Source organism: Streptomyces sp. TS71-3, assembly GCF_018327685.1.
Taxonomy (GTDB): domain Bacteria; phylum Actinomycetota; class Actinomycetes; order Streptomycetales; family Streptomycetaceae; genus Streptomyces.
On the sequence record NZ_BNEL01000001.1, the window covers coordinates 5,760,038 to 5,777,569 of the forward strand.

At 70.4% G+C, this 17,532-nt stretch carries 14 protein-coding genes and 1 pseudogene; 11 read left to right on the forward strand and 4 right to left on the reverse strand.

Features of this window, described 5'->3' with window-relative positions; all coding sequences use genetic code 11:
* Positions 1-81: 81 nt before the first annotated feature.
* The 7 genes and pseudogenes from Sm713_RS23565 to Sm713_RS23595 all read left to right on the forward strand — a co-directional run.
* Positions 82-1,071 (forward strand): annotated as a pseudogene (locus Sm713_RS23565) (PHB depolymerase family esterase); the annotation flags it as partial.
* 722 nt (positions 1,072-1,793) lie between these two features.
* A complete protein-coding gene (locus tag Sm713_RS23570) occupies positions 1,794-4,226 on the forward strand; it encodes a M14 family zinc carboxypeptidase (protein ID WP_212911536.1) in 2,433 nt (810 codons plus the stop codon).
* A gap of 182 nt (positions 4,227-4,408) precedes the next feature.
* Positions 4,409-5,134: an amino acid ABC transporter ATP-binding protein gene (locus Sm713_RS23575; RefSeq protein ID WP_212912220.1), complete on the forward strand. Its 726-nt coding sequence runs from the start codon at positions 4,409-4,411 to the stop codon at positions 5,132-5,134.
* Positions 5,135-5,165: 31 nt separating this feature from the next.
* Positions 5,166-6,074, forward strand: coding sequence for a transporter substrate-binding domain-containing protein (locus tag Sm713_RS23580; protein WP_212911537.1), 909 nt, complete (start codon positions 5,166-5,168; stop codon positions 6,072-6,074).
* Between the two features lie 2 nt (positions 6,075-6,076).
* The gene (locus Sm713_RS23585; protein ID WP_212911538.1) at positions 6,077-6,757 is read left to right on the forward strand and encodes an amino acid ABC transporter permease; all 681 of its coding nucleotides are present in this window, start codon (positions 6,077-6,079) and stop codon (positions 6,755-6,757) included.
* On the forward strand, positions 6,757-7,413 hold the full coding sequence (locus Sm713_RS23590; protein ID WP_212911539.1) for an amino acid ABC transporter permease: 657 nt from the start codon (positions 6,757-6,759) through the stop codon (positions 7,411-7,413). Before Sm713_RS23585 ends, Sm713_RS23590 begins: the two co-directional genes overlap by 1 nt.
* A gap of 82 nt (positions 7,414-7,495) precedes the next feature.
* Entirely contained in the window at positions 7,496-8,170 is a 675-nt protein-coding gene (locus Sm713_RS23595; RefSeq protein WP_212911540.1) for a GntR family transcriptional regulator, read from the forward strand.
* Between the two features lie 118 nt (positions 8,171-8,288).
* Here the strand turns inward: Sm713_RS23595 and Sm713_RS23600 are convergent, their stop codons facing one another.
* Positions 8,289-8,753 carry a hypothetical protein gene (locus tag Sm713_RS23600; RefSeq protein WP_212911541.1) on the reverse strand — a complete coding sequence of 155 codons (465 nt, stop codon included), beginning with the start codon at positions 8,751-8,753 and terminating at the stop codon, positions 8,289-8,291.
* A 951-nt stretch (positions 8,754-9,704) separates the two neighbouring features.
* Here Sm713_RS23600 and Sm713_RS23605 point away from each other — a divergent pair.
* Entirely contained in the window at positions 9,705-10,916 is a 1,212-nt protein-coding gene (locus Sm713_RS23605) for a Gfo/Idh/MocA family protein (protein ID WP_212911542.1), read from the forward strand.
* 28 nt (positions 10,917-10,944) lie between these two features.
* Here the strand turns inward: Sm713_RS23605 and Sm713_RS23610 are convergent, their stop codons facing one another.
* On the reverse strand, positions 10,945-11,451 hold the full coding sequence (locus Sm713_RS23610; protein WP_212912221.1) for a DUF6624 domain-containing protein: 507 nt from the start codon (positions 11,449-11,451) through the stop codon (positions 10,945-10,947).
* A gap of 35 nt (positions 11,452-11,486) precedes the next feature.
* Positions 11,487-11,906, reverse strand: a complete 420-nt coding sequence (locus Sm713_RS23615) for an ATP-binding protein (RefSeq protein ID WP_212911543.1) — start codon at positions 11,904-11,906, stop codon at positions 11,487-11,489.
* A gap of 360 nt (positions 11,907-12,266) precedes the next feature.
* Between Sm713_RS23615 and Sm713_RS23620 the strand changes: the two genes are divergently transcribed.
* Together Sm713_RS23620 and Sm713_RS23625 are read left to right on the forward strand one after the other, a co-directional pair.
* Complete coding sequence (locus Sm713_RS23620; protein ID WP_212911544.1) at positions 12,267-13,097, forward strand: SDR family NAD(P)-dependent oxidoreductase; 831 nt, start codon at positions 12,267-12,269, stop codon at positions 13,095-13,097.
* A gap of 360 nt (positions 13,098-13,457) precedes the next feature.
* The gene (locus Sm713_RS23625; RefSeq protein ID WP_249416017.1) at positions 13,458-14,858 is read left to right on the forward strand and encodes an IS4 family transposase; all 1,401 of its coding nucleotides are present in this window, start codon (positions 13,458-13,460) and stop codon (positions 14,856-14,858) included.
* Between the two features lie 52 nt (positions 14,859-14,910).
* Here Sm713_RS23625 and Sm713_RS23630 read toward each other — a convergent pair whose 3' ends face one another.
* Positions 14,911-16,341 carry a hypothetical protein gene (locus tag Sm713_RS23630; protein WP_212911545.1) on the reverse strand — a complete coding sequence of 477 codons (1,431 nt, stop codon included), beginning with the start codon at positions 16,339-16,341 and terminating at the stop codon, positions 14,911-14,913.
* Between the two features lie 367 nt (positions 16,342-16,708).
* Here Sm713_RS23630 and Sm713_RS23635 point away from each other — a divergent pair, with 367 nt between their 5' ends.
* Positions 16,709-17,530, forward strand: coding sequence for a helix-turn-helix transcriptional regulator (locus Sm713_RS23635; RefSeq protein WP_212912222.1), 822 nt, complete (start codon positions 16,709-16,711; stop codon positions 17,528-17,530).
* Positions 17,531-17,532: the final 2 nt, after the last annotated feature.

Sequence of the window (17,532 nt, forward strand, 5' to 3'; positions counted from 1 at the left end):
ACCGCATCACCGCACCACTGCACCATCGGCACCACCGCACCGGGTCGCACCCCCACATTCCTTCGTGCACGGGAGGGCCGCATGACAGTCAGTGACCGAACCCGCAGATTCCGACCCCGGTTCCTCTGGGCGGCGTTGGTGGCGCTGCTCATCGGAGTGCTCGGCGCCCCGCAGAGCGCGTCGGCGGCCGGCCTCACCCAGGTGACGGGCTTCGGCTCGAACCCCGGCAACCTCGGTATGTACGCCTACCTCCCGGACGGGCTGCCGTCCGGCGCGCCCCTGGTCCTCGCCCTGCACGGCTGCACGCAGAGCGCGAACGACTACTACAGCCACTCCGGCTGGCCGAAGTTCGCCGACGCCGACCGCTTCGCCGTGGTCTTCCCGCAGACCACCTCCGTCAACAACATCACCTCGTGCTTCAACTGGTTCCAGCCGGGCGACTACACCCGCGGCCAGGGCGAGGCGCTGTCCATCCGGCAGATGGTCGACTACGCCGTCGCGCACTACGGCAGCGATCCCAGCCGGGTCTACGTCACCGGGCTGTCCGCGGGCGGCGCCATGACCGCGGCGATGCTGGCCGCCTACCCGGACGTCTTCGCCGGCGGCGCCATCGACTCGGGTGTCCCGGCCGGCTGTGCCACCAGCCTCATCAACGCCTCCACCTGCCAGTACACCGCGGTGAACAAGACGCCCGCCGCCTGGGGCAACCTGGTCCGGAACGCCTCGGGCGGCTGGCACGGGCCCTGGCCGCGGGTGGCGATCTGGCACGGCACCAGCGACACCACCGTGGTGGCCGCGAACGCCACCGAGTCCCGCGACCAGTGGACCAACGTCTGGGGCATCAGCAACACCCCGTCCGCCACGTCGACCCTGCCGGGCGGCACCACCAAGGCGGTCTACAAGGACGCGGGCGGGCAGTCGGTCGTGGAGACGTACACCATCTCGGGCATGACCCACGGCCTCGCCGTCGATCCCGGCCAGGGCGCCGACCAGTGCGGCACGACCGGCGCCTACTACCTGGACAAGATCTGCTCCAGCTACTACACGGCGCAGTTCTGGGGACTGGGCGGGTAGGCGCAGTACCGCACAAGCCGATCGCACGAGCCCGATCGCACGAGGGGCGGTGCCGCGGAAGCGGTGCCGCCCCTTTCCGGCCCAGCAGAAGCCTGACAGTGCCTCAGCGGGCCCTCCACGAACGCCGGTTGCCCGCCCCGCGCGCACCGTGACGCCAACGCCTCGGTCGAATGTTTCCCCGCGCGTATTTAATATTAAATCCAAAGTCGAACCGTTGCCTTCGCTCTCCGCCGGCTGGCACATTGCGTTGGCGCGCAAGGAATTCACCGCCAGGGGCCGCCGGGTCCGCGGATCACGAGGGCCCGCCGACAGCAGTGCGCGGCACCCGGGCATCGCTTCAACCGTCGTGGCGCGGTGCTGCGCCACGTGCGGCGTTGTTCGCCACCTCTGGAGCAGCGGAGCCGGCCCACCCTCGACTCCGCGATGGACAACGGCCCGGTCCGGACCGTGAAAGGCGATGTCGGTAGATGACCAGCAGCGAAGGCTCAAGACTTTCTCGTCGAACACTTCTTCGAACCGGTGCGGCGGCCGGCGCCGTGGCCGCGGCGACGACGGTGATCCAACCGAGCGCCGCATCGGCGGCGCCCGCGACACTCCCACCCGAGGCCGGCCAAGGCCGGCCGTCCGCCGGAGCGCAGGGGAAGGGGCCCATCCCGACCCCGGAGGAGTACTTCGGAACGAGGATCGGAACCGATGGCTTCCTGGCCCAATGGCACAAGATGGTCCCGTACTTCGAGCTGATCGGTGCCCGCAGCGACCGGGTGAGGTACCAGGAGATCGGCAAGACCACCCGGGGAAACCCGTACGTCCTGCTGACCATCAGCTCGCCGAAGAACCTGGCCGATCTCGACAGGCTGGTCGCCACCAACGCCAGGCTGGCCGACCCCCGCGGGCTGTCCGAGGCCGACGCGAAGAAGCTGGCCACCGAGGGCAAGCCCTTCTACTACGTGCAGGCGGGCATCCACTCGACCGAGGTCGGCAACTCCCAGGCCGCCATCGAATGGGCCCACCGGCTGGCCACGGAGCGGTCCGACTACATCGAGAAGATCCTGGACAACCTGGTCATCCTGCTCCAGCCGTGCCAGAACCCGGACGGCCTCGTCCTCGTCAACGACTACTTCGCCGCGACGGCGGGCACCGACTACTCGCGCGTCTACCCGGACCTGTACAACAAGTACACCGGCCACGACGACAACCGTGACTGGATCATGCTCACCCAGATCGAGAGCAGGTACAACGTCTCGATCCTCAACAAGTACCGGCCCCAGGTCTTCCAGGACTCCCACGGCGCCGGGGCCAGCGCTCCCCGGCTGTTCACGCCGCCGTACCTGTCGCCGTACGACCCCAACATCGACCCCATCCTGGTGCAGCAGACCGACACGGTGGGCCTGGCGATGCAGCGGGGCATGACGGTCGCCGGCATGAAGGGCAACGGCTGGGGCTCGGAGTACGACTACTGGTCCCCGTCCCGGCAGTACTGCGTCTACCACGGCGCGGTGCGCATCCTGACCGAGGCGGCGGCAGCCGCCAACCTCGCCTACCCCCAGGTGGGCAAGGGCCCGCTCGGCCAGCAGACCACCGACATCAACTTCATCGAGCCGTACGACTCCGACACCTGGAAGCTGCGCAACATCGTCGACTGGGTCTCCCAGGCCTTCTACTCGGGCCTGGAGGCGGTCGCCTACGACACCTACAACTGGCTCTACAACTCCTACCGCGTCGCTGCCAAGGCGGTCACCCGGACCAGCCCGTACGCCTATGTCATCCCCGCGGGGCAGCGCGACCCGCAGGCCGTCCACGACGCCCTCGAGATCTTCCGGCTCGGCGCCGTGGAGATCCGCCAGGCACAGGCCGCGTTCACCGCGGGCGGCAAGAAGTACCCGGCCGGGTCGTACGTGATCTACCTGCAACAACCCTACGCGGCCTTCGCCAAGACGCTGCTGGAGGTGCAGGAGTACCCGCAGCTGCTGCAGTACCCCGGTGGCCCGCCGCAGCGGCCGTACGACACCACCGCGCAGACCCTGCCGATGCTGCTCGGCTTCGAGGCCGACCTCATCGAATCGTCGTTCCCGGCCGACACGAGGCTGCTGAGCTCCGTCAAGCCCCCGGCGGTCGCCACGCCGTCCGCACCGCCGAGCACCGGGGCGTACGCGATCGGACCGGAGTCCTACGGGGTGTTCCGGATCGTCGCCGCGCTCCAGAAGCAGAAGATCCCCACGTTCCGCGCCGCCGCCCCGTTCACCGACGGCGGTCGCACCTTCCCCGCCGGCACGTTCCTCGTCCCGCCGTCCCCGGGGGCCCGGCAGCTCCTTGAGACCCAGTCGAAGAACACCGGCATACCGGTGTCCGCCCTGAGTACGGTGCCGGCGGTGGCCGGCGTCCAGCTCAAGCCCGGAACGAGGATCGGCCTGCTCAAGCCCCCGGACAACATGCCGTCCGGCTGGCTGATGTGGACGTTCGAGCAGTACGGGGTGGAGTACTCCGTCGTGGAGGCGAGCGACTACGCCGACCTCGCCGGCACGTACGACGCCATCATCATGCCGGAGGGGGTCAGCAAGGACTCCATCGTCGAGGGCCTGGACCCGAAGGACTACCCGCCCGACTGGGCCTGGGCGTTCGGCATCGGCACGACCGGCTGGAACCGGCTGCACGACTTCGTGACCGGCGGCGGGACGCTCGTCGCCTACGGCAGCGGGACCGCCACGGCCCGGTCGCTGTTCGACCTCCCCCTCACCTCCGCGCTGCCCGGCGGCTCCTCCTCGGACTTCTACTGCCCGGGATCGCTGCTGAGCCAGGAGTTCGACACGGGCAACCCGGCGGCATGGGGGGTGCCGGCGGACAACCCCGTGTGGTTCGTGGCGGACGACGCGTACAAGATCACCAGCACGAGCACCTACCCGGTGGACGTGGTGGCGAGGTACCCGGACAGCGGAGACCAGCTGAAGAGCGGCTGGCTGATCGGCGGCGAGCACCTCAACGGGGCCGTCAACGGGCTGTCCTGGACGATCGGCAAGGGATACGTCGTCACCTTCGGCAACGAGATCGGGTTCCGCACCTGGAACCGCTCCGAGCAGCGGATGCTCTTCAACGCCGCCTACTACGGGCCGTCGACCAAGCTCACCGCCGACCGGTTCCAGCGCCTCGGACGCTAGCTCGCGTGGTGGGGGACGGGTCCGCCCGGCCCCCGCCACCGACCCGTTCGCGGCCCTCCGAACCGACCGTTCCCGCCGACGGAACCGACCGTTCCCGGCCCACGGAGAGGAAGCACCGGTTGTATCCCGACGAGGGGAGCGGTGGCCCGCTCGCCCGATCACCCGCCGAGGCGCAGGCGGCGATGGTCGAGCTGCGCTCGGTACACAAGTCGTACGGCAGTGTCGAGGTGCTCAAGGGCGTCGACCTGACCGTGGCACGCGGTGAGGTGGTCGCCGTCATCGGCCCGTCCGGCGGTGGCAAGAGCACCCTGCTGCGCTGCGTCAACCTGCTGGAGCAGGTGACCTCGGGCCAGGTGCTCCTGGAGAACGAGGACCTCACCGGGCCCGGCGTCGACCTCAACACGGTGCGCCGGCGCATCGGCATGGTCTTCCAGCAGTTCAACCTCTTCCCGCACCTGTCCGCCGTCGACAACCTCACGCTGGCGCCCCGCAAGCTCCTGCGGATGCCGAAGGACCAGGCGCGGGAGCGGGCCACCGCGCTGCTGGACCGCGTGGGGCTGGCCGGCAGGGCCGACGCGTACCCGAGACAGCTGTCCGGCGGGCAGCAGCAGCGGGTCGCCATCGCCCGCGCGCTGATGATGGACCCCCACGTCATGCTCTTCGACGAGGTGACCTCGGCACTCGACCCGGAGCTGGTCGGCGAGGTCCTCGACGTGATGCGCGACCTCGCCCGCTCCGGGATGACCATGCTCTGCGTCACCCACGAGATGGGCTTCGCCCGCGAGCTCGGCGACCGTCTCGTCTTCGTCGACGGTGGAGTGATCGCCGAGCAGGGCCGCCCGGCCGATGTGCTGGACCGTCCACAGAACGAACGAACCCGCCAGTTCCTGCGCAAGGTTCTCCGATAGCCCGCCCGAGCGGGCAGAAGGAAGTTGTGTCGTGAGATCGCAATTCGGCATCGTCGTCGGAGCGGCGATGGCCATGGTCCTCGCCGCCGGCTGCTCCTCCTCGTCCGTCGGTTCCGGTGGTTCCACCGCCCCCACCGGCAGCCCCGTGAACGTGGGAGCGCCGCTGCCCGCCGACGTGTTGGCCAAGGGCAAGCTGACCGTCGGCGTCAAGTGCGACTACCCGCCGTTCGGTTACATCGACGAGTCGTCGAAGAACGCGGGCTTCGAAATCGACATCGCCCACCAGATGGCGTCCTACGCGTTCGGCGACCCCAACGCGCTGGACCTGACCTGCGTGACCGGATCCAACCGGGTGTCGTACCTGACCTCCAAGCGCATCGACCTGATCGAAGCGACGATGAACTACACGCCGGAACGCGCCAGGACGATCGACTTCTCCAGCCCCTACTTCGACAGCGGCGTGAAACTGCTGGTACCGAAGAACTCCCCGGTCACGTCCTTCGACCAGCTGGCCGGCAAGTCCGTCGTCACCACCAGCGGCTCCACCGCCAGCCTCTGGCTGACCCAGTGCGAGAAGGACGTCAAGCAGGCGCTGTTCACCGAGACCAGCCAGGCACTGACCGCGCTGAACCAGAACCGCGGCGTCGCGTTCGCCCAGGACGACACCCTGCTGCTCGACCTCGCGGCGAAGAACCCCTCCCTCAAGGTCGTCGGCGACGCCAAGGCCGACAGCCCCTGGGGTATGGGCGTCCGCAAGGGCGACGCGAAGATGCTCGCCTGGGTCAACGGCGCCCTCGCCCACATGCAGAAGGCCGATTTCTTCTGGAAGGAGTTCCGGAAGACGGTGACCGACAAGTCCGTGCAGCAGCAGTTCGCCAAGTACGTGCCCCGCCCGGGCGGCAACCTGACCTACCCCTCCGGCTCCACCCTGCAGTGCTGAGCATGACCGACGCCTCCGGTTACCACTTCGAGGTGGGCTTCCTCGCCCACCACCTCGGCGATCTCGGCGCCGGACTGCTGCGCACGCTGGCGATCAGCGCCATCGGCATGGCCGGCGCCCTGCTCGTCGGCGCCCTGCTCGGCGCGGTCAGCGCGCTGCGCGTACCGGTCGCCCGGCAACTGATCACGGTGTACGTGGAGGTGTTCCGCAACACCCCGCTCCTGGTGCAGATCTTCTTCCTCTACTTCGCGCTGCCCGAGACCGGGCTGCGGCTCGGCGGCTTCACCGTCGGCTGGCTGTCGCTGCTCCTGTGGGGCGGCGCCTACAACACGGAGAACTTCCGCGCCGGATTCGAGGCCGTCGAAGGCGGTTACGTCGAAGCCTGCCGAGCCCTCGGCTTCCCCCGCCTGGCCGCCTTCCGGCACACCAGCCTCCCCCTCGGCTCACGCATCGCGCTGCCGTCGGTCACCAACACCCTCATATCCGTCTTCAAGAACTCGTCGTTCATGGTCGCGATCAGCTACCCGGAACTCACCGAGACCGCGGTCGACATCGTCGCCGTCAGCTTCCGGGTGTTCGAGATGTTCCTCGCGATCGGCGCCGTCTACCTGGCACTGGTCTGGCTGATGTCGCTCGGCGCCGGAGCCGTCGAGCGCCGCTTCGCGATTCCGGGAGGACACTGATGGCCCCATGGGTCGGCCCCGTCGCGAGCTACCTCGCCGGCGGCCTGCGAGAAACCGCCCTGCTGGCCCTGGTCAGCATCGCCGCCAGCCTCGTCGCAGGAACTCTGCTCGGCACCGTACTCACCCTGCCCGGCAGAGGAATCCGGGCGGTGGTCCGCGCCTACGTCGAGGTCTGGCGGGGCCTGCCGATCATCATCATCCTGTTCTTCATCTTCTTCGTCCTGCCCATCATCGGCATACGGGTGGACACCTTCACCGCCGCCGCCATCGGACTGTCCCTGTGGGGCAGCGCCAACATGGCCGAAGTGGTCCGCGGCGCCGTCCAGTCGGTGCCCCGGGGGCAGGCCGAGGCCGCCGCGGCACTCGGCTTCTCCTGGACCGGACGGATGCGGCACGTCCTCCTTCCCCAGGCCGCGCGGCGAGCACTGCCCCCGCTGATCGGGCTCGTCGTCAACCTCACCCAGCAGACCTCGCTGGCCGCCGTCATCGGACTGCTCGACGTCCTCGAAGCGGCACAACGGTCCATCGAACGGCTCACCCTCTCCGGCGGCTCCTCCCACGCGGTACCGATCCTCGGTGCCGTACTCGCCGTCTTCTTCGTCATCTGCCTGCCGCTGACGATGCTGTCCCGCTGGTACGAGCGCAGGCTCCACTGACGCGTCCGGCGCGCCGTGCGACTCCAGGGCGGCAGCGCCCTCGGTACCGACACCGACATGGGAAAAGGGGGCACCGGCGATCATGACCGTCCCGCGCCACACCCTGCTGAACGCCGCCTACGACCATCTGCGGGCCGCCATCCTCGACGGCTCCCTCGCCCCGGGCGCCCGCGTCACCGTCCGGCCCCTGACCGAACGGCTCGGCCTGAGCCCCACCCCCATCAAGGCCGCCCTCGCCGCGCTCGAACGCGAGGGCTTCCTCATCGCCATCCCGCACCGCGGCTACTTCGTCCCCGAAGTCAGCACCGATGACCTGCTGGAGCTGTACGAGCTGCGGGAGGCCGTCGACGGGATCGCCGCGCGCCGGACGGCGGCCTCGCCCGACCACGACCGGATCGCCACCCGGCTGCACCGGCTGCTCGCCGAGCAGCGCGAGGCCATCGAGGCGGACGACCTGCACGCCTACGGGGAACTGGACCTCGCGTTCCACAGCCTCATCTGGGAAGGTTCGAGCAGCCGGCGGCTCATCCCCATCGCGGAGAACCTCATCGCCCAGGTGCGCCTGGGCAACCGTCTCTCCGCGCGGGCGCCCGGCCGATTACCGGTCGCTCTCGACGAGCACGAGGCCGTTCTCGAAGCGATCCGCAGGGGCGACCCGCGCGCCGCGGAGCGCCATATCCGCCGTCACGTCCGTGCGGCCGGCCAGGCGCTGCGGTGCTATCTCGGGGTACCGGGCGCGGCGGAGCAGCCGCGGTAGCCATGGGGCCACGCCAGGGCTGCGTGGTCGGACCCGTGCTGCCGCGCGCGGCGACGGCGGGCGCGAAGGGCGGCGCCGCGGAACGCGGCACCGCCCTCCGTGGTACGCCGTGCGGGGATCAGAACACGAACGGACCCGGGTCCTGGGCCGTGGTGGCGTTGCAGGTCGCCGTGATGCCGATGACGGTGACCTTCAGGGTCTTCGCCTCCAGGCTGTCGCCCGCGGCGACGGTGCCGGTCAGGGGGCCGGAGTCGACACCGCTGCCCGCCGGGATGTCGGGGTTGGACTTGCCGGTGAACGTGACCGAGTCGGAGCCGTTCCTGGTGAGGGTGAGCGTGGACGAGGCGGAGCCCGCCGGGACGTCGAACGGCGCCTTCACGGCGTCCGTGGCGATGTCGATGGTGGCGGAGGTGCCGTCCTGGGTGGCGGTGAGGGTCGCCGTTCCCGAGCCGAAGCTGCCGCAGTCGAAGCCGATGGTGGCCGACTCCGGGGCCACGGCGCCCGCGACGGGGGCGAAGGTGAGGCCGGCGGCCGCCACGCCGGCGGCCAGTGCGGTGCTGATTCCAAGCGAGCGGAGTTTCACGGTTTTCCTGCTCTCCTGTGGGGGGTTGTGGGGGGTCGCACATCCCGCCACTGACGCCCGGCAACGGGCAACTCGTGTGCAGCATGGGGGAGTTGCGGGCCGTTGCGCCGCCAGTGGCGTGAGGCGCTGCCCATTGAGGCACGCACCGGTGGCCAGGGCAAGACCGCGGACCCGCTTTGTTGACATGCGCGAGACAAATTCAGCCGTCTTCCGTCCGCCGGCGTGCTCGCCGGTCCGCCCCGGAGACACCGGCCGGCGTGCGCCCTCCGCGGCACCGGATGCGGCCCGCTCCGGGATCCGCGCGGCGGAGCGAGGCACGCTCACCGGGCCCTCAGAGGCCCGTTTCCACCTGCCGGAAGACGGGCATCGATGTCTCGGCCCCGCGCCCCGGGGCCCACGCCCACACCCTTGTCCGTGCCTTAGGGGTCCTTGCACTATGAGCGTCCGATAGGTCGCGTGGTCTGGTGCCGTGCATCGCAAGGCGCCGGAGAGTCCTCGATGGGGGTCCCCCCCCCGCTCGAGCGAAGCCGAGAGTGGGGGAGGAGCTACCAGGGCTTTCCGGCAACGCGGCGAGGTGCGGAGCCAGGCCGCGCGACCCGGGCGGGCACAGTGCAAGGACCCCTCAGGGCCCGAGCCCACGCCCCAGGGGCCCTACCGCCTCAGGGGGCCCTGCCCCGCAGCCCCGTGAGGGCGCCCCGCCCCGGCCCGGCGCCCGACATCCAGCAACCTGACCCAGAGCTCGACCCAGTGAAGGGACGACCTCGCCGACGTTGTCCTATGCAGCGATCGAGTCGCGTCTCCCACTTGGCGGTCGAGTCGTCGTGGGGCCCCGGGCGGCCATGTCCCTTAAGCCATCAAGCGGCTCCACCATGACAGCCATGCCCAGGGCCCCTGGGCCCCACCGATCTTACGAATGACCAGTTCAGACCCACATCAAGAGATAGGACACCCATGACGTTCTCCCTCGGCATCGTCGGCGCCGGGCAGTTCAGCGGGCACTTCGCGCAGCTCTTCCAGGCCCACCCGGGCGTCGGCGAGGTGTACGTCACCGATCTCCTGCCGGAGCGCGCCGAACGGCTCGTCGCGGACAAGGGCCTGGCCGGGACCTTCGACACCTACGAGGCGATGCTGGCCGCGCGGCAGCTGGACGCGGTCGCGATCTTCACCCAGCGCTGGACCCACGGTCCGCTGGTCCTGGCGGCCCTGGAGGCCGGCAAGCACGTCTACTCGGCGGTGCCGATGGGCGTCAGCCGCGCCGAGATCACCGCCATCGTCGACGCCGTGCGCAGCACGGGCCTGACCTACATGATGGGCGAGACCAGCCAGTACAACCCGGCGACCGTGCACGCCCGCAACCAGATCGCCTCGGGCGCCTTCGGCCGCCTCTTCTACGCAGAGGGCGACTACGTGCACGACATGGACCTCGGGTTCTACGCCGCCTACCAGTACAGCGGCGGGGTCAACTGGAAGGCGACCGCCAGCTATCCGCCGCTGATGTACCCCACCCACTCCATCGGCGGGATACTCGGCGCCTGGGACACCCACGCGGTGAGCGTCTCCGCCATCGGGGTGCGCGACGAACGCGGCGACGGGGTCTTCGACAAGGAGGTCAGCCAGTTCGGCAACGACCTCTCGAACGCCACCGCCCTCTTCGAGACGGCCGGCGGCGGCTCCTTCCGCACCAACGAGTTCCGCCGTGTCGGATACCCCTCGCACATCAAGGAGTCGCGCTTCCGGTTCTTCGGCACGGAGGCCAGCATGGAGCAGCTCGCGACGGTGAGCCTCTGGCAGGACAAGAAGGGGGTCACCGACATCACCGAGCAGCTGCGGCCCAAGCCCACGCTGCCGCCGGACGACCCGTCGCTGGAGCACATCGACCCGTCGCTGCGGGCCGCCTTCACCTCGGGTTCCGCGCCCGTGCACGACCGCGGCCGGCTGCCGCGCGCGTTCGACCTGCTGCCCAGCGGCCACGAGGGCAGCCACCACTTCCTCGCGGACGACTTCGTGACCGCCGTGGGCACCCGCACCCTGCCGCCCGTGAACGCGTGGGTCGCCGCCCGCTACACCCTGCCGGGCATCGTCGCGCACGAGTCCGCCCAGCAGCACGGTGCCCGGCTGCCGATCGACGACCTCGGCGACGCCCCCGGGGCCTCGCCCGCATGACGGGCGACCGCGGACCGGGGCCCGGGCGTCAGCCCTGCCGCCGCAGCGCCCGCATTTGCTCTTCGAGGGGTCCGAGTCCCACGTCGTGGCGGCGCTCGTCGAGCGTCCCCGGGCTGCGGATCTCGTACGGACGCAGGGTGGCGGGGTCGACACGGGTGCCGTAGAACTGCGGCTGGCCCAGCTCCACCGCGCAGTGGTCGGCGATGAAGGCGTGGTGCACTGCGGGGCAGGCGCCGTCCGCCGCGGCCTCGGCAATCAGGTCGCGGCAGGAGAGCTGGAAGGAGAGGTCCGCGGTGTGCAGCAGGATCATCAGCCCCGCCGTCGACGCCTCCTCGCCGAGGGTGCACGCGGTGGGCCAGCCGTGCCGCCGGACGATGGCCTTCAGCGCTTCGCCGTTCTCGCGCCGGCACGCGGCCACGCGGCGCCGCCCGAGGTCCGTCCGGGGCGCGGCCCCCGCCTCGGACGTCAGCAGGCGGTCCTCGTCCGCCCTGCGGATCAGCTCGGCCGCGAGATCGGCCGCGAGGGCGGGGACCAGTTTCCTCCGCCCTCCGCCGGCCACCGCCGTGTCGCTCACCCCCGGCCCTCGACGCAGAGCGTGAACCACACCTTCTTACCGGTAGTGCCCGGGTCGGGCGGCACCGTGCCCCAGTCGTCGACGAGCGCGGCCACGATGGACAGCCCGCGTCCGGACTCGGCCGCCGCGTCGGGCGTCCGCAGCCGCGGCTGCAACGGGGAGGAGTCCGCGACGGTCACCCGCAGCTCGCGGTCGGTGCACTCCAGGGTGAGGGTGACGACGTCCCGGGGATTGCTGCTCGCGTGCCTCACCGCGTTGGCGAACAGCTCCGCCGTCGCCAGGACGGCGTTGTCCACGAGCTCGGACAGCCGCCAGAGGTTGAGGTGCGCGGTGACCATGCGCCGTACCCCAGAGGCGTGCGAGGGGTGGGCGGGGACGGCGGTCTGGAAGAGCAGCGGCCTGCTCAGCGGAATCAAGGCCGCCTCACCACGCAGTCCCGGCCGGTCCGGGTGCGCTGCGCCGACCGCTGGCCGCGGTCGGCCGGTGGGGGAGAGGGCCTGTGGCGAGGCGCTCCCGATGCCGTCATGGATCGTCCTTCTCTGCGTGCAGCACAAGTGGGGGACAGTCCCTGTCGCCGGACCCTCGCCGTTCGCGCGGTGGACGGGAGTGGGACGGCAGGACCTGGAGAGCCGCAGGGGCTGTACGGGCAGCAAACAGGTTCGGACGGTACGGGGGCCAGGTGGTGCGGGGGTTGTCCGGTTGGTGGGGCGTAGTGGCGGCGTCCTGCGGGGTGTCGCGAACCGGCCGGAATCTACGCCGTATGTTTCGATGATGGGATGAATCTGAGCGAGGGCCGGGCCCCCGAGCGCCCGCGAGGGCTCGGCCCGGAGCTGGGCATCCGGGGGAAGCGGGTGGTGGTCACCGGTGGCGGCCGGGGACTCGGTGAGCAGATCGTACGGCTCCTGGTGGCCGAGGGCGCCTCGGTGGCCACCTGCGCCCGCACGCCGGAGGACCTGTCGGCGCTCGCCGCGTCGCTGGACCCGGGGGAGCGGCGGCAGTTGTACACGCAGCCGCTGGACGTCACCGAGCCCGACCTGCTGGAGAGCTTCGTGGCTGCTGCGCAGAAACGATTTGACGGGTTGGACGGTGCCGTGGCCTGCGCGGGCGGCGCGAGGGGCCGCGGCCTGGAGCGGTCCGACCCCGCCGACTGGGCATCGACCTGGGCGGTGAACGTCGGTCACACCGTCCGCCTGATCCGCGCGGCCGTGCCGTACCTGCGCGCGTCCGGAGGCGGGTCCGTGGTGGTGATCGCCTCGATCTCCGGCTGGAAGCCGGCGCCGGGCGCCCAGTACGGGACGGCGAAGGCGGCTCAGATCCACCTGGCCGCCTCGCTGGCCCGCGAGCTCGGCCCCGATGGCATCCGCGTGAACACCGTGTCCCCGGGCTCGATGCTGATCCCCGGCCGGCGCTGGGACCGGATGCGCACCGAGCAGCCGGAGGCCTTCGGCGCCTTCGTGTCGGCGCAGCTTCCGGCCGGCCGGCCGGTCACGCCCCAGGAGGTGGCGCGGGTGGTGGCCTTCCTGCTGTCCGACTGGTCCAGCGGCATCTCCGGGGCCCATGTCCCCGTCGACCGCGCGCAGAACGCGCCGACGCCCGACGGCTACTAGGTCGTGTCCGGCGGATCTTCGTGGATCAGCCTGCGGCGTCTGGTGCCGTGCATCGCAAGGCGGAGGATCGTCCTCGTACGGGGCGTACTCGGATGACTCCGACAACGCGGCGAGGTGCGGTGCTGGGGGCACTCCCCCACTGCCCTGAACGGGCGTGGGAGGTATCCCCACCCACGCCCTTCAGGCAGTGGGGGAGTCGCGGGCCCACGAAGATCCGCCGGACACGGCCTAGGGCCAATGCCGTTCGGTTAAGGGTTCGACCGGTGGCGCAAGTCTCGGCGTTTCGGCTGGTGGTGTGGGTGCAGCCCTTGTAGTGGTTCTCGGGTCCGCCAAGACTCGTGTTCCTCCACAAGGGCTGCAGTGTCTGATTCTGTCATTACGCATGCTCCCGGTGTGCTGGCCGTGGGGCACCTGGGCGAGTTGACCCAGGTTGTTCCGTTCGACCTCGTCGACGAGGCACTCGCGTCCGCGGGTGGTCCGCAGCTTCGGATACGGCGGCTGCCGTCCCGGGTGGTGGTCTACCTCCTCCTCGCAGGTGCGTTGTTCACCGGCCTGGGCTGGTCACGGGTCTGGTCCCGGCTGACGGCCTCGCTGCCCCTACGGCTGCCCGCACCGGCGCCTTCATCGATCACGGCTGCGATGCGACGGGTGGGCCCCAAGCCGTTGAAGGCCCTATTCGACCTGGTCAAAGGCCCCGCGGCAGTGACCGCGACACAGGCGGCACGGTTCGCGGGCAGGCTGGTGGTCGCAATCGACGGCACCCAGATCGCCCTGCCGGACACACCCGCGAACCTGTCAGTGTTCCTGAAGGCGAAGGCCGGGCCGAACGGGCCGGCCGGCTACCCCATGCTGCGCCTGGTCGCACTGGTGGCCTGCGGGACCCGCACCCTCCTAGACGCCGTCTTCGGCACCGATCTGACCGGGGAGCTGACCTACGCCGACCGCCTGGTCACCACCGCGGGCGCGACCGGAACACTCCGGCCCGGGATGCTGTTGCTGGGCGACCGGAACTTCTCGGCCACCGCCTTCGTGGAAACGGTCGCCTCCACGGGCGCGGACTTCCTCATACGCGCCAAGACCCACAGCACAGCACTCAAGCTACCGGTCCTGCGTCGTCTGCCGGACGGCACGTTCCTCTCCCGCATCGGCGAGGTCACCGTCCGCGTCATCGACGCGACGATCACCGTCACCCCCGCGGACCACGCCGCCATACGCACCGTCACCCACTGCGCCTACCGGCTCGTCACCAGCCTCCTCGACCCCGACGAGGCACCCGCGGCCGCCCTGGCCAGGCTCTACCACGAACGCTGGGAGATCGAGACCAGCTACTGCGAGCTGAAGTCGACCATCCTCGGCGGCAGGGTCCTCCGTGGTCGCCATCCAGCAGCCGTCACCCAGGAAACCTGGGCACTGCTGGTCGCCTACCAGGCATTACGCACCGCGATGAGCGACGCCGTCCTGCACCGGCCCGACATCGACCCCGATCGTGCAGCATTCACCGTCGCACTCCACGCAGCACGAGACCAGATCGTCCGGGCCGCCGGCATCGTCGCGCACACCCGGATCGACCTCGTCGGCCGGATCGGCACCGCCATCCTCGACGACCTCCTGCCCGCCCGCCGCAACCGAACCCGGCCCCGCGTGAAGAAACGAGCGATCAACTCCAAGTACCGCGCCGTCGGCCGAGACATCGACCACCGAACCCACAGAACCACCGTCCACATCGCGATCAACCCATTGCCAAGCACGCCATACGGCTAACCGAACGGCATTGGGCCTAGGGCGACTGGAGCGGCCAGAGCCCAGCCAGGGCTCAGGCCGCCATGCCGAGGACCGCGCGCGACCTGCGCTCGAACTCCTCGACGACGGGTTCCTTGCGGCGCGGTTCCAGGCGCAGCCGGAAGTCCCGCAGGGCCTGGATCGAACGCTCGCTGTGCACCGAGCCCAAGGTGTCCAGCGCCTCCGTGGCGGTGCCTATCGCCTCGTCGAGACGGTTCTGCTGGAGATGGGCCGTGGCCAGCACGGACCGGCTGATGGCCTGGCGCCGGCGGCGGTCGGCGTTGGCGATCACCGACTCCATGGCCATCCGCTCCGCGTCCGGCGCGAGGCCCAGATCCCGATAGCACAGCGCCGCCTCGGCCTGAAGGTAGTGGTGGTCGAGGAAGCGCACCCACGGCGACTCGTGCTCGGGGCCCCGGCTGGCCTCCCACTGGTCCTCCGCCGCCCGCAGCGCCTCGCACGCCTCGCGGCGGTGGCCCTGCGCAGCGTGCCCGCGGGCCGCCATGGCGTACAGCCGCATCAGGCCGAGCGGGCTGCCACCCGGCTTGGCGGTGGCGACACCGGCCCTGGCCAGCGCCACTCCCTCGTCCGGTCGGCCGAGGTTGGTCGCCAGGTGCGACATCCCGGCCAGGATCTGGCCGCCCAGCACACGGTCCCGTCCCTCGGCGCAGAGCCGCAGACCCTGCGTCATGTAGCGCTGCGCCAGGCCGTACTCGCCGGCGTCGTAGGAGCTCCAGCCGGCCATCGCCGCGAGCCGGGCCGCGGCCGCGAAGAGCTGGCGCTGGTGGTGCGAGGGCATCCCGCGCTGCTGGAGCATCGGGACGACCTCCGTGGAGAGGTAGTGCACGATGCTGGTGCGCACCCCGCCGCCGCCGTAGTTGTTGTCCATCTGGTCGAACATGCTGATCATCGCGTGGACCTGCTCGACCGGACCGCTCGACGAGACCGCCGCGAGGTGGGCGGTGCCCCCGGGCCCGGATTCCTCGATGTGCTCCACGAGCCAGAGCAGCCAGGCCCGCTGAGGGCTCGCCAGGGCGCCCGCGACGAAGGGCACCGTGCCCAGCAGGGTGCGCCGGGATATGTCGGTGGAGCCGAGTTCTGCCAGAGTGTGCAAGGTCTCCCCCAGATCCTCGCCATAGACGAGTGCCCGACTCACCACCGGGCGCTGCTGTTCGGTGAGAAAGCCGAGGTCCGCGGGGGAGACCGAGTGGCCAAGGCGCTCCGAAAGCACGGCCGCGATCAGTTCCGGAGTGTTGCCCCGGGGCTGCTGCCCCTGGAGCCAGCGGGTGACGGATGCTTTGTCGTAGTGCGGCTCCGAGCCTTGGCGGCGGCCCAGTTCGTTGACGCGGTGGGCCAGTGAGGCGTAGGAGCATCCGGCGTCCTTGAGTGAGGCCGCCAGTGCCGCGTTGGTCCCACCGGCACCCTTCGCAGGGCTCTTCGTCTGTCCGTTGGTCACGGTGGCCATCCAGGTCTCGCATCGTGGTCCATGCGGCCCGGTCCGTCATGCAAACAGACCGGGCCGCTCCCGGCCGCCCCGCTCCCCCGAACCCCCCGGTTTCAGCCACGGCAGCGGAGACGACCAAGCCCCCTGCCCCAACCCCGCACCGGACACGCCGTATTGACGTGCCGTCAGCGAGGTGTGCAACAGGTCACGTGCTCACTATGCAGCCCGACACAAGCAGTGCGCAACCAGCATTCTGATAATTTCATGTCGATCGATGCGCGTGCGTTTGTATCAGGTGCGGCAGTGGCAGACTGCGCTCTGACAACAGGACCGGAGGTGGGGAGTGAGCGAGGGCCGCGCGGGTGGCAGTGCTCCCACCGTCCTGCGGATGGTCCTGGGCAAGCGCCTGCGCCACCTGCGCGAGCAGGCGGGCGTGTCCTTCGACGCCGCCGCGGCGGCCATCCAGGTCACGCCCCTGACGGTGCGCCGCATGGAGAAGGCGGAAGTCGGCCTGCGCGTCCCCTACGTACGTGAGCTGCTGCGGATCTACGGCGTGGCGCGCGCGGAGGCAGACGACTTCGTCCAGCTGGCGCGCAAGGCCAACCAGCCCGGATGGTGGTACAAGTACCGCGATGTGCTGCCCGACTGGTTCAGCGCCTATGTCAGCCTGGAGAGCGAAGCCACCGTCATCCGGGTGTACGAGCCGCACTACGTCCCCGGTCTGCTCCAGACGCACGACTACACCAGGGCGCTGCTGCGCGTCGGCTTCCCCAACGAGTCGGACGACGACATCGAACGCCGCGTGGACCTGCGCATGCGCAGGCAGGAACTGCTCACCAAGCCCGAGGCGCCCGCGCTGTGGGCGGTCCTGGAGGAGGCCGTGCTGCGCCGCCCGGTGGGCGGAGCCGATGTGATGCGGGCCCAGATCGACCGCCTTGAGGAGGCGCTCGACCTGCCGAAGGTGCGCATCCAGATCATGCGGCTCTCCACGGGCGCCCATCCGGGCGCCTACGGCCCCTTCCACTACTTCCGTTTCGGCTTCACCGAACTCCCCGACGTCGTCTACACGGAGAGCCTGGTCGGCGCCGTCTACGTCGACCAGCCGCGCGATGTCGGCTCGTACCTCGAGGTCATGGACCGGATGACCGTCCAGGCCGAGCCGGTCGCCCGCACCCGAGAGATCCTGGCCGAACTGCGTGAGGAGTTGTGACC